Source organism: Streptomyces sp. NPDC048291, assembly GCF_043201715.1.
Taxonomy (GTDB): Bacteria; Actinomycetota; Actinomycetes; order Streptomycetales; family Streptomycetaceae; genus Streptomyces.
In genome coordinates, this window is sequence record NZ_JBICZC010000005.1 from 52,296 (window position 1) to 63,652 (window position 11,357).

9 protein-coding genes and 1 riboswitch are annotated in these 11,357 nt (G+C 73.5%); of the genes, 4 read left to right on the plus strand and 5 right to left on the minus strand.

Annotation, left to right across the window (positions count from 1 at the left end; translation table 11 throughout):
• Positions 1 to 152: 152 nt before the first annotated feature.
• A riboswitch (cobalamin riboswitch) is annotated at positions 153 to 373 on the minus strand.
• Positions 374 to 493: 120 nt separating this feature from the next.
• The gene (locus tag ACGF5O_RS14305) at positions 494 to 1,327 is read left to right on the plus strand and encodes an isocitrate lyase/phosphoenolpyruvate mutase family protein (RefSeq protein ID WP_393810183.1); all 834 of its coding nucleotides are present in this window, start codon (positions 494 to 496) and stop codon (positions 1,325 to 1,327) included.
• A 37-nt stretch (positions 1,328 to 1,364) separates the two neighbouring features.
• Here the strand turns inward: ACGF5O_RS14305 and ACGF5O_RS14310 are convergent, their stop codons facing one another.
• The gene (locus ACGF5O_RS14310; RefSeq protein WP_393810184.1) at positions 1,365 to 2,879 is read right to left on the minus strand and encodes a dihydrolipoyl dehydrogenase family protein; all 1,515 of its coding nucleotides are present in this window, start codon (positions 2,877 to 2,879) and stop codon (positions 1,365 to 1,367) included.
• Between the two features lie 251 nt (positions 2,880 to 3,130).
• Between ACGF5O_RS14310 and ACGF5O_RS14315 the strand changes: the two genes are divergently transcribed.
• Both ACGF5O_RS14315 and ACGF5O_RS14320 read left to right on the plus strand, forming a co-directional pair.
• Positions 3,131 to 3,883 (plus strand): SDR family NAD(P)-dependent oxidoreductase, encoded by a 753-nt coding sequence (locus ACGF5O_RS14315; protein WP_393810185.1) that lies wholly within the window; start codon positions 3,131 to 3,133, stop codon positions 3,881 to 3,883.
• Positions 3,884 to 4,040: 157 nt separating this feature from the next.
• On the plus strand, positions 4,041 to 5,573 hold the full coding sequence (locus ACGF5O_RS14320) for an amidohydrolase (RefSeq protein WP_393810186.1): 1,533 nt from the start codon (positions 4,041 to 4,043) through the stop codon (positions 5,571 to 5,573).
• A 99-nt stretch (positions 5,574 to 5,672) separates the two neighbouring features.
• Here the strand turns inward: ACGF5O_RS14320 and ACGF5O_RS14325 are convergent, their stop codons facing one another.
• Positions 5,673 to 6,998, minus strand: a complete 1,326-nt coding sequence (locus tag ACGF5O_RS14325) for a lysine N(6)-hydroxylase/L-ornithine N(5)-oxygenase family protein (RefSeq protein ID WP_393810187.1) — start codon at positions 6,996 to 6,998, stop codon at positions 5,673 to 5,675.
• An 89-nt stretch (positions 6,999 to 7,087) separates the two neighbouring features.
• On the opposite strand from ACGF5O_RS14325, the gene ACGF5O_RS14330 reads away from it, so the two are divergent.
• Positions 7,088 to 8,041, plus strand: coding sequence for a methionyl-tRNA formyltransferase (locus tag ACGF5O_RS14330; protein ID WP_393810188.1), 954 nt, complete (start codon positions 7,088 to 7,090; stop codon positions 8,039 to 8,041).
• 65 nt (positions 8,042 to 8,106) lie between these two features.
• On the opposite strand, the gene ACGF5O_RS14335 is transcribed toward ACGF5O_RS14330, so the two are convergent.
• The 3 genes from ACGF5O_RS14335 to ACGF5O_RS14345 form a co-directional block, all read right to left on the minus strand.
• On the minus strand, positions 8,107 to 9,021 hold the full coding sequence (locus ACGF5O_RS14335; RefSeq protein ID WP_393810189.1) for an ABC transporter ATP-binding protein: 915 nt from the start codon (positions 9,019 to 9,021) through the stop codon (positions 8,107 to 8,109).
• Positions 9,022 to 9,025: 4 nt separating this feature from the next.
• Positions 9,026 to 10,021: an iron chelate uptake ABC transporter family permease subunit gene (locus ACGF5O_RS14340; RefSeq protein ID WP_362598299.1), complete on the minus strand. Its 996-nt coding sequence runs from the start codon at positions 10,019 to 10,021 to the stop codon at positions 9,026 to 9,028.
• 128 nt (positions 10,022 to 10,149) lie between these two features.
• A complete protein-coding gene (locus ACGF5O_RS14345) occupies positions 10,150 to 11,145 on the minus strand; it encodes a FecCD family ABC transporter permease (RefSeq protein WP_393810612.1) in 996 nt (331 codons plus the stop codon).
• Between the last annotated feature and the right edge of the window lie 212 nt (positions 11,146 to 11,357).

Genomic DNA, 11,357 nt, shown 5'->3' on the forward strand with positions numbered 1-11,357 from the left:
ACGATTCCCTGAGATCCCGGCGACGGGACGAGAGCGCGAAGGGGCGACGAACCGGACGGCAACGGTCGTACGCCGTGAGGGAGTACGCGACCGTCCGTCCGATATGCACGCCGACCCGCCCACGAGGTCACCGGGATGTCCGCGCACGAGTGGTTCGCGCACGGGCAGTTGGCAGGTCTTCGGACTCGCGGGCACGCCCTCCTCCGGAGGACACCTACTGGCCGTCGCTTCCCGGACCCTGTACGTCGGATCCAGTGCGTATGACGGCGGTCGTTCCCGCTCACCGCTGCGGGGCAGTCCCGGATTCCCACCGGGTTCCCTCTTGCGACGCCCTGTCCGGCTGACAGGACGAACCAGCTGCGAGGGCCACCTTACGACGTCCGCGAGGGCCGTGTCCCCGTCGGCCCGGAGGACATGATCACGGACATCGCCCCGGACCTCGCCCGGAGCCGCTGACGCCTGATTGTCGGTGCCGGCTGACACACTGACGGACGTGGACACTGAACGCAGGGAACGGGCCGCACGCTTCGTGGAGTTGCACCGGGAGGGCTGCTTCCTGCTCCCCAACGCCTGGGACGCGGGCAGCGCCCGCGTCCTGGAGTCGGCCGGCTTCCCGGCCGTGGCCACCACCAGCGCGGGCATCGCCTTCTCCCTGGGCCGCGCAGACCACGACTACGGCGGCGGCCGGGTCGACCGCGCCACCATGGTGGGCCGGATCCGTGAGATCGCCGCCGAGGTCCGGATCCCGGTGAGCGCGGACCTGGAGGACGGGTTCGGCGAGGCGCCCGGGACCGTCGCCGAGACGATCTCGACGACCCTCGCGGCCGGGGCCGCCGGCGGCAACATCGAGGACTTCACGGGCGACCGCTCCCGCCCGCTGTACGAGCCGGAGCTCGCGGCCGACCGGATCCGCGCCGCGCGCGAGGCGGTCGACGCGGCCGGCGAGCCGTTCGTCCTGGTCGGCCGGACCGACGTGCTGCTCACCGGCGGCCCGCTCGACGAGGCGGTCCGGCGGGCCAACGCGTATCTGGCGGCGGGCGCCGACTGCGCGTTCGTGCCGGGCGCGGCGGACGCCGGGACGATCGGCAGGCTGGTGCGGGAGATCGACGGCCCGCTGAACGTGGTGATGGGCCTCACCGGAGGCGTCCTGTCCCTGGCCGACCTCCGTGAACTCGGCGTGCGCCGGGTCACGGTGGGCGGCAGCATCGCACGGGCGATGTACGCACAACTGCTCGCCGCGGCCCGCGAGCTGGCCGAGCGGGGCACCTTCACCTACGCCCGGAACCAGATCTCCCAGACGGACCTGAACGAGCTGTTCCGCAGCTGACGCACCGGGCGGTACGGCCCGCGGGGCCGGCGGGGTGTCAGCCGGCGTCCGCCTGCTGCTGCTCCTGTAGGCGCCGGTATGCGGCGACGAGGAACACCCAGATCTCGCTGACCGTGGGGAACGGCGCGACGGCGTGCCGGAGGCGTTTCAGCGGGACCTCGCCGGCGACCGCCACGGTGGCCGCGTGCAGCAGCTCGCTGACGCCGGACCCGACCATGGTCACCCCGAGCAGCACGTCCCGGTCGACGTCGACGACGAGCCGGGCGTGGCCGGTGTAGCCGTCGGCGTAGAGGTTGGCGCCCTGGGCGGCGTTGAGGTCGAGGTCGACCGTCTCGACGCGGTGCCCGGCGGCGGTCGCCTGCTCGGCGGTCAGGCCCACCGCGCCCGCCTCCGGGTCGGTGAAGAAGACCTGGGCCACGGCATGCCGGTCGGCGGTCGTGGCGTGGTCGCCCCACTCCCCGTCGTCCAGCGGCCGCCCGGCGGCCCGGGCACCGATGGCGTCCCCGGCCGTCCGTGCCTGGTACTTGCCCTGGTGGGTGAGGAGCGCGCGGTGGTTGACGTCCCCAAGGCCGTACAGCCATGCCCCGTCGACCCCGTCGACCAGGCAGGTGGTGTCCACGTCCAGCCAGGTACCGGGGGCCAGACCCACGGTCTCCAGGCCGATGTCGTCCGTGTTGGGCGTGCGTCCGGTGGCGAACAGGACCTCGTCGGCCTCCAGTTCGCTCCCGTCGCCGAGGGTGAGCGTCACCGGCCCCTCCGGGTCCGGGCGGCGCAGCGCGGTCACCTGGACGCCGGTCCGCACGTCCGCGCCGGCCTCGGCCAGCCCCTGGGCGACCAGCTCCCCGGCGAAGGCCTCCATACGGGGCAGCAGCCGCCGCCGGACGAGCAGCGTGACCTGCGAGCCGAGCCCCTGCCACAGCGTCGCCATCTCCACGCCGACCCCGCCGCCGCCGACCACGACCAGCCGGCCGGGCACGGTGCTGGAGTCGGTGCCGTGCCGGTTCGTCCAGGGCCGGGCCTCCTCGATGCCCGGGATGCCGGGCAGCGCGGGCCGGCTGCCGGTGGCGAGGGCCACCGCGTGCCGGGCGACGAGGGTCTGCCGGGCGCCGTCGTCCCGGCTGACGGTGACCCGGCGCGGCCCGTCGAGCCGGCCCTGGCCGCGGAACAGGTCGGCGCCGATGGACTTGACCCACAGTGCCTGCCCGCTGTCGTCCCAGTCGGTGACGTAACGGTTGCGGCGGGCGAAGACCGCGGCGTCGTCGATCCGTCCGGTGACGGCCTGCCGGGCGCCGTCCACGCGGCGGGCGTCGGCGACCGCGAGAACCGGCCGCAGCAGCGCCTTGCTGGGGACGCAGGCCCAGTAGGAGCACTCGCCGCCGACGAGTTCCCGCTCCACGACGGCCACGGAGAGCCCGGCGGCCCGGGCCCGGTCGGCGACGTTCTGCCCGACCGGGCCCGCGCCCAGGACGATCACGTCGTACGTGCTGCTCTCCCCGGTCGCCTCCGCTGCCGCGCCGGGGGCTTCCTGCGGTGCTGCGTTCGGTTCGCTCATTGCCGCCTCACATGACGATCGGTGCCGGTCCGCACAGTTCCGGGCCGCCGGGGCCCCGAGCCGCCATGAGCGCGGCCTCTGGCCGCCGCCCGGCCCCGCCCAGCGCACGGGGCGCTGATGGAGGTCATCGGATCCGCTGACGAGGAGCGCGGAATCCCGGAACGCCGCTGCCGCTGTGGACTCCCGTCGCCTCATGGACGAGGCGGCGGGACGATGGATTTGCCCGACTTTCAATACTTTAAGGACACCTCATGAGTCCTGCTGACCTGACCGGACGCGTGGCCCTGCTGACCGGCGCGACCAGCGGTATCGGCGCCGCGACCGCGACACTGCTCGCCGAGCGGGGCGCGCACGTCCTGGTCGCGGGCCGTGACGCGGACCGCGGTGAGCGGGTGGTCGCGGGCGTCCGGGAGCACGGCGGCAAGGCCGACTTCCTGGCGGCCGACCTGCGGGACGCCGACTCGGTGCGGCGCCTGGCCCGCGAGGCCACCGCACGGGGCGGCGGCCATGTCGACATCCTTGTCAACAACGCCGGCGTCTACCCGTTCGGACCGACCGCGGAGACCCCCGCCGACCAGGTGGACAGCGTCTACGACCTGAATGTGAAGGCGCCGTTCTACCTGGTGGGCGAGCTCGCCCCGGCCATGGCCGAGCGCGGGCGGGGCGCCGTCGTCAACGTCAGCACCATCGCCGCCGAGTACGGCATCGCGGGGATGGCGCTGTACGGGTCGAGCAAGGCGGCGGTCAACCTGCTGACCAAGGCGTGGGCCGCCGAGTTCGGCCCGCGGGGGGTACGGGTCAACGCCGTGGAGCCGGGTCCCATCCGCACCGAGGGCACGGCCGGCATGGGGGACGACCTGACCGCCCTGGCCGCACAGGCGCCCGCCGGCCGGCCCGGTGAGGCACGCGAGGTCGCCGAGGCGATCGCCTACCTGGTGAGCGACGCGGCGAGCTTCGTGCAGGGCGCGGTCCTGCCGGTCGACGGCGGCCGTACGGCCGTCTGACGCGCCGGACGGACGGCCCGCACCGGACCCGCCTCCCGAGACGGCGGGCCGTGCGCGGGACGGGGCGACCGGGGGGGATCCGTAATGGGTAAGGTAAACCTAAGTTCATCTTCTTTTCGCTGTCGAGGGCGGGTCTGCCGCCACGGAGGGAGGCTCGATGACGGACTTCGCGACCACCCCGCGCCGGTCGGCCGCGGTGACGCTCGCCCGGGTACGGCTGGGGGCGGGCGGTCCGTTGGCCGGTGTGCGGGTGGCGGGCGGCAGGGTCACGCATGTCGTCCCGGAGCAGGGAGCCGTGCGGCCCGCCGGATCTGCCGCGGATGAGCGGGTCGTCGATCTGGACGGGCGCGTCCTGCTGCCCGGACTGTGGGACGCCCATGTCCACCTCGCCGAGTGGGCGAGCGCGCGCCGCCGGCTCGACCTCTCCGGAACCGCCTCCGCGCGCGAGGTGGCCGACCGGGTGCGCGCCCACGGCCGTACGGCACCCGGCGCCGCAACGGTCCTGTTCGGATACGGCTTCCGGGACGGGCTCTGGCCCGACGCCCCGGACCGGCGCATCCTCGACGCGGCCCTGCCGGACCGCCCGGTCGCCCTGGTGAGCGCCGATCTGCACGCCGTGTGGCTGAACTCCGCCTGCCTGGCCCTGGTCGGCCGCGGCGACCACCCGACCGGACTGGTCCGGGAGGCGGAGGGGCACGAGGTGCTCGCGGCCCTGCCCGAGGTGCCGGCCGGGACGCTGGACGACTGGGTCGCCGACGCCTGCCGGGCCGCCGCCGCACGCGGGGTCACCGGCGTCATCGACTTCCAGTACGGCGACACCGTGGGCGCCTGGGAACGGCGCTCGGCACAGGCCCCGCCGGCCGTACGGGTGTCGGCCGCCGTCTACCCGAGCCACCTGGACGCGGCCGTGGCGCGCGGGCTGCGCACCGGCTCAGGGATCGGTTCCGGGGAGGGCGCGGCCGACGGCCTGGTACGGGTCGGTCCGCTCAAGCTCTTCACGGACGGCTCGCTCAACACCCGTACCGCGCTGTGCCGCGACCCCTACCCGGGCCTTGAGAACACGGACGGCGCGCACGGCATCGAGCAGACGGCGCCGGACGAGCTGGTACGGCTCATGCGCCGGGCCGCCGCGCACGGCATCGAACCGGCGGTGCACGCCATCGGCGACCGGGCCAACACCGTGGCCCTGGACGCCTTCGCGGCCGTGCGCTGCCGCGGCCGGATCGAACACGCGCAGCTGCTGAGCCCCGGGGACCTCCCGCGCTTCGCGGAACTGGACGTCACGGCGGGGGTGCAGCCCCGGCACGCGACGGACGACCGTGACGTCGCGGACCGGTACTGGGCCGGACGTACCGCACGCGCCTTCGCCTACGCCGACCTGCTGGCCGCCGGGGCACGGCTGGAGTTCGGCTCGGACGCGCCCGTCTCGCCGCTGGACCCCTGGCTCGCCGTCGCGTCGGCCGTCACCCGCACCGACGACGACCGCCCCGCCTGGCACCCGGAGCAGCGCCTGCCGGTGCGGGACGCGCTGGCCGCGGCGGCTCGCGGGCGCCGGCTCATCAGGGTCGGGGACCCCGCCGACCTGGTGGTCGTGGACGTGGATCCGCTGACGGCCGGCCCGGACGCCCTGCGCGCGATGCCGGTGCACGCCACGATGACGGCCGGCCGCTGGACCCACGGCCCCTACTGACACCGCCCGCCGGACGGACGAGCCCCGTGGCCCGGACGGGACCGTACCGTCCGGGCCACGGGAGTGCGGGGTGGCGGTGAGGCGGGGTGGCGGCGCGGGTCAGGCCGCCGTCGCCCGGTCGGCCACCAGGGATCCGTGGATCTCCTGCGCACGGACCGCCACGGTCGACAGCAGGGTGCTGGTGAGCCCGTGGGTGTGCTCGGTCCCGCCCTGGAGGTAGATGCCGGCCGCGACCTCCGGCACCGTCTCCACGCGGTGGTCCCGGCCGACCCGGATCGCGTCGCCGTCGTCCTTGAGGCACAGCTTGGCCGCGTCGCCCATGAGCGCGGTCAGGTCCCGGGGCCGGTAGCCGGTGGCGAGCACCAGGACGTCGGCGGGCAGCGTCTGCTGTTCGCCGGTGGGCAGGAACTCGACGGTGACGCCGAGACCGCCGTCCGGCCCGTCCGCGACCTCGCGGACGCGGGAGACGTTGAGGAAGCGCAGCCGCTCCCGGCCCGCCACCTTCTCCCGGTACGTGGTGGCGTACAGCGACTCGATCAGATCCATGTCGACGACCGAGTAGTTGGTGGAGCGGTGGTAGTCCAGCAGCGACTGCTTGACCGCGGACGGCGCGGAGAAGTAGACGTCGACCGCCTCCGGGTCGAAGATCCGGTTGGCGAACGGGCTGTCGTCCGCGGGCGTGTAGCCGTACTTGGCGAAGACCGAGCAGACCTCGGCGTCCGGGAACGTGCGGTGCAGGTAGTCCACCGTCTCCGCGGCGCTCTGCCCGGCACCGAGCACGACCGCCCGCCGCACCGGCGCGCCCGTCGCCGCCAGTTGCTCGGCGCGCGGGATCAACTCGCTGTTGTGCCAGACCCGTTCGGCGAGTTCAAGACCCGGCGGCACATGCGGCTCAAGTCCCATCGCCACGCTGATGTTGCGGGTGCGGTGGGTCACGGCCGTCCCCGGGCGGGCCGCGTCCCGGCAGGTGACGTCGAAGAAGGCCACCCCGCCGTCGTCGTCGCGCACCGGGTCCACCGCGACCACCTCGCTGCCGTACGACACCAGGTGCGCGACCCGGGCCGCCGCCCACTCGAAGTACTCGTGGAACTCCATCCGCAGCGGGAAGAGGGTCTTCTGGTTCAGGAAGTCGATCAGTCTGCCCTGTTCGCGCAGGAAGCAGAGGAAGCTGTAGTCGCTGGTCGGGTTGCGCAGGGTGACGAGGTCCTTGAGGAAGGAGACCTGCATCGTGGCGTCGTCGATCAGCATGCCCCGGTGCCAGCCGAACCGCGGCTGCCGTTCCAGGAACAGGGCGTTGAGACGGCTGTCCGCCGCCAGACCCGTGTTGTGCTCCTCAACCGCTATGGACAGAGCGAGATTTGACGGGCCGAAACCGATTCCGATGATGTCGTGGACGACGTCGGAACCCATGACCGGTGATTTCACCTTTGCATCGCCTCCCTCAGGCAGACCCATGCTAGATAAGGTAAGGCTTACCTAGCAATGGGGTCTGTGAAGGGAAGGGAAGGTCCGTCATGCGGGTCGTCATGCTCGGCTACCAGACCTGGGGTCACCGCACGCTGCAGGCGCTGCTGGACTCCGATCACGAGGTGGTCCTCGTCATCACCCATCCGAGGAGCGAGCACGCCTACGAGAAGATCTGGGACGACAACGTCGCCGAGCTGGCCGAGAAGCACCAGGTCCCGGTGCTGCTGCGCAACCGCCCCGACGACGCCGAACTCCTCGACGCCGTACGGGAGTCGAGGCCGGACATCATCGTCGCCAACAACTGGCGGACCTGGCTGCCCCCGGAGCTGTTCGACCTGCCGCCGCACGGCACCCTCAACATCCACGACTCGCTGCTGCCCGCCTACGCCGGGTTCTCGCCGATCATCTGGGCGCTGATCAACGGCGAGGAGCGGGTCGGGGTGACCGCGCACCGCATGAACGCCGAACTCGACGCCGGGGACGTCCTGGTGCAGCGCTCGGTGCCGGTCGGGCCCACCGACACCGCCACCGACCTCTTCCGCCGCACGGTCGACCTGATCGCGCCCATCGTGCGCGAGTCCCTCGACCTGATCGCCGCCGGCCGGGACACCGGCCAGTGGGTGCCGCAGGACCGGGCCCGGGCCAGCTTCTTCCACAAGCGGTCCCTGGAGGACAGCCGCATCGACTGGAGCTGGCCGGCGGAGCGCCTGGAGCGCCTGGTGCGGGCCCAGTCCGACCCGTACCCCAACGCCTACGCGTTCCACCGCGGCGAGCGGCTCAGGATCGTCTCCGCCGCCGTCTCCGAGGGGCGTTACGGCGGCACCCCGGGCCGTATATTCATCCGCGAGGGCGACGGCGTGGTCGTCGTGGCGGGCCCCGACGCCCACACCGGGCGGGGCCGGGGGCTGCTGGTCCGGCGGGTACGGACGGACGACGGCACGGAGTACGCGGCGGCGGACCACTTCCGCACCATGGGCGGTTACCTGACGTCCCGTCCCTGACCGTACGACGGCCTCCCGCCGCCCCGGTCTTCGCGTCGCGTCGGCCGGGGCGACGGGATGGCCGCTCAGTCGAGGGCGGCCGGTACCGCGTCCTCGGCGGCGCGGGCGGTGCCGGTGGCGTCGTCGGTGTCGGTGGCGTCGTCGTGGTGGTGGCGGCCGAGTGGGATGACCATCGGGGTGCCGCTGACCGGGTCGGGGGTGATCCGGCAGCGCAGGTCGAAGACGTCCTCGACGGTGGCCTCGGTGACCACCTCGGCCGGTGTGCCCTGGGCGACGATGCGGCCGGCCTTCATCGCGATGACGTGGTCGGCGTACCGGCACGCCTGGTTGAGGTCGTGCAGCACCATCACCACCGTACGGCCCTCGCGCCGGTTGAGGTCGGTGATCAGGTCGAGCACGTCGATCTGGTGGGCCAGGTCGAGATAGGTCGTCGGCTCGTCCAGGAGGAGGACCGGGGTGCCCTGGGCGACGGCCATGGCGATCCACGCGCGCTGCCGCTGGCCGCCGGAGAGCTCGTCCACCGGCCGGTCCGCGAGCTCGGTCAGGCCGGTCGCCGCCAACGCGGCCCGTACGGCCTCCTCGTCCGCCGCCGACCACTGCCGCCACCAGGTCTGGTGCGGGGAGCGCCCGCGGTTGACCAGGTCGGCGACGGTCAGCCCCTCCGGCGCCACCGGTGTCTGCGGCAGGATGCCGAGGGTGCGGGCGAGTTCGCGGGTCGGTATGGAGCGCAGGGCGGTGCCGTCGAGTTCGACGACGCCTTCGCGGGGGGCCAGCAGCCGGGCGAGGGCGCGCAACAGGGTCGACTTGCCACAGGCGTTGGCGCCGACGATGGCCGTGACCCGGCCGGTGGGCACGGTGAGGTCGAGGTCGGCCACCACCGTCCGGCCGTCGTAGGCGAGATGGAGCCCTCGGGCTCGCAACTCGGGTCCGGCGGCGGGCCGTTCGAGGAAGCCCGGGGTGCGCGGGGCGGTGGTCGACATGGGATCAGCCTCCAGATCCCGCGCGGTTGGCGCGGACGAGCAGCCACAGCAGGACCGGCGCGCCGAGGGCGCCGGTGACGACCCCGACCGGCAGTTCCGTCCCGGGGACCGCCTCGCGGGCGAGGAGGTCGGCGCCGAGGACGACGAACGCGCCGGTGAGACCGGAGACGAGCGGGGGCGGCGCCGAGGTGCCGGCCAGCCGCAGGGCGATCTGCGGGCAGGCCAGGGCCACGAAGGCCACGGGTCCGGCCGCCGCCGTACCGAAGGCGACCAGGCCCACCCCGGTCAGCAGCAGCGCCAGCCGGACCGGCTGGACGGGGGTGCCGAGCCCGGCGGCCACGTCGTCGCCGAGCTGGAGCGTGCGCATCCAGCGGCCCAGGCCCAGGGTGACCGGCAGCAGCACGGCGAGGGCGACGGCCAGCGAGTCCACCTGGCCCCAGGTACGGCCGTTGAGGTTGCCGACCAGCCAGCCGAGCGCCTCCTCGGCCTGGAACCGGTTGCCCCGCGCCACCAGGAAGTCGGTGGCGCTGGTGCAGATCCAGGAGACGCCGATGCCGACGAGGATGATGCGGTAGCCGGTGGCCCCGCCCTTCCAGGCCAGCGCGTACACGAGCAGCGCGGTCGCCAGGGCGCCGAGCAGCCCGACCGTGGACAGCCCGAGTCCGCCGGCCCAGCCGAGCACCACCGCCGCCACCACCGCGGTGCCGGCGCCCTCGGTCAGCCCGATCATGTCGGGGCTGGCCAGCGGGTTGCGGGTCATCGTCTGGAACACCGCCCCGGAGACCCCGAAGGCGATGCCGACCAGGAGCCCGGTGAGGGCGCGGGGCAGCCGCAGGTCCCGTACGACGACGAGCGTTCCGGGATCGCCCACCCCGAACAGGGCCTTGACGACGTCGGGCAGGCTCACCGGGTAGTCGCCGAGGGCCAGGCCCCAGCAGAACAGCGCGAACGCGCCCACGCCGACGAGCACTCCGGTCAGTACCAGGCGTGGCCGCAGCATGCCGGAGACCGGGGGAGCGGCCAGCCGGAACGGCCGGTCGCGCAACGCGGGCCGGGCGGCAGCAGGTGCAGGTGCAGGAGCAGGGGCGGGAGAGGGAGAGGGAGAGGGAGTGGGTCGTGCGGGCACGCTCACACCTCCGCGAGTTTCCGGCGGCGGACCAGGGCGATGAAGAACGGGCCGCCGAGGAAGGCGACGAGGACCCCGGCCTGGATCTCGGTGGGCCGGGCCACCATCCGGCCCACGATGTCGGCGGACAGCAGCAGCACCGGTGCCAGCGCGGCGGACAGCGGCAGCAGCCAGCGGTGGTCGGGGCCGATGCCGGCGAACTGGGCGAGCAGCCGGGCGATGTGCGGGACGACCAGGCCGAGGAAGACCACCGGGCCGATCACGGCGACCGACGCGCCGGTCAGCAGCACGATCGCGGTCACCCCCTGGAGCCGTACCAGACCCAGCCGCCGTCCCAGCGAGGCGGCCACGTCGTCGCCGAGCGCGAGGCTGTTGAGGGCGGGTGCGCAGGACAGCGCCAGTACGGCGCCCACGGCGAGGAACGGCAGGATGCGCACCAGGTCGCCGGAGTCCTGGTCGGCCAGGGTGCCGGCCGACCAGTAGCGGTAACGGTCCAGCGCGTCCTGGTCGGTGAGCACCGCGGCACTGGTCAGCGACGACAGCAGCGAGGTGACGGCCACTCCGGCGAGCGCCAGCTTCACCGGGGTCGCCCCGGAGCGGCCGAGCCGTCCGAGGAGGAAGACCAGGACGCTCGCGGCGAGCGCCCCGGCGAACGCGAACCACACGTAGCCGTAGAGCGATCCGACCCCGAGCACCGCGACCGACACGACGATCGCGAAGGACGCGCCCGCGCTCACCCCGAGGATGCCGGGGTCCGCGAGCGGGTTGCGGGTCAGGGCCTGCATCAGGGCGCCGGAGAGGCCGAGCGCCGCGCCCGTGGTGAGGCCGAGCAGCGTCCTGGGGACGCGCACCGACCAGATCACGTTGTCGACCAGCCGGCTCGGCGGGTGCCCGAGGACCGAGCGCACCACCTGGTCGAGCGGGACGCTCAACGCGCCCAGTGCCACGGAGAGCAGGGACAAAAGGACCAGGAGCGCGACGATCACCGTCACCAGCACCGTGGTGCGAAGCCTTCTGCCTGAAGCCACTTGCCGGTCTCCATGCCGTCGTCCGGTGGTCCGCGAACAGTCCTGAGAGCAGGTTAGGTGAGCATAACCTCAGCGGCTGTGACTTGGACCGCTGAAGTCACATTCCCCTGTTGAGTTAGGCAATCCTTACCTTACTATGCGAGCGGTCGCGGCTCCGCTGAGCCGTTCCACACCTATGGGGA

Excerpts from the sequence above, each read along its gene's own strand:
- ACGF5O_RS14310 (WP_393810184.1), bottom strand. The coding sequence starts at position 2,879 with ATGAGCGAACCGAACGCAGCACCGCAGGAAGCCCCCGGCGCGGCAGCG.
- ACGF5O_RS14315 (WP_393810185.1), top strand. The coding sequence starts at position 3,131 with ATGAGTCCTGCTGACCTGACCGGACGCGTGGCCCTGCTGACCGGCGCG.
- ACGF5O_RS14320 (WP_393810186.1), top strand. The coding sequence starts at position 4,041 with ATGACGGACTTCGCGACCACCCCGCGCCGGTCGGCCGCGGTGACGCTC.
- ACGF5O_RS14330 (WP_393810188.1), top strand. The coding sequence starts at position 7,088 with ATGCGGGTCGTCATGCTCGGCTACCAGACCTGGGGTCACCGCACGCTG.
- ACGF5O_RS14335 (WP_393810189.1), bottom strand. The coding sequence starts at position 9,021 with ATGTCGACCACCGCCCCGCGCACCCCGGGCTTCCTCGAACGGCCCGCC.
- ACGF5O_RS14340 (WP_362598299.1), bottom strand. The coding sequence starts at position 10,021 with ATGCTGCGGCCACGCCTGGTACTGACCGGAGTGCTCGTCGGCGTGGGC.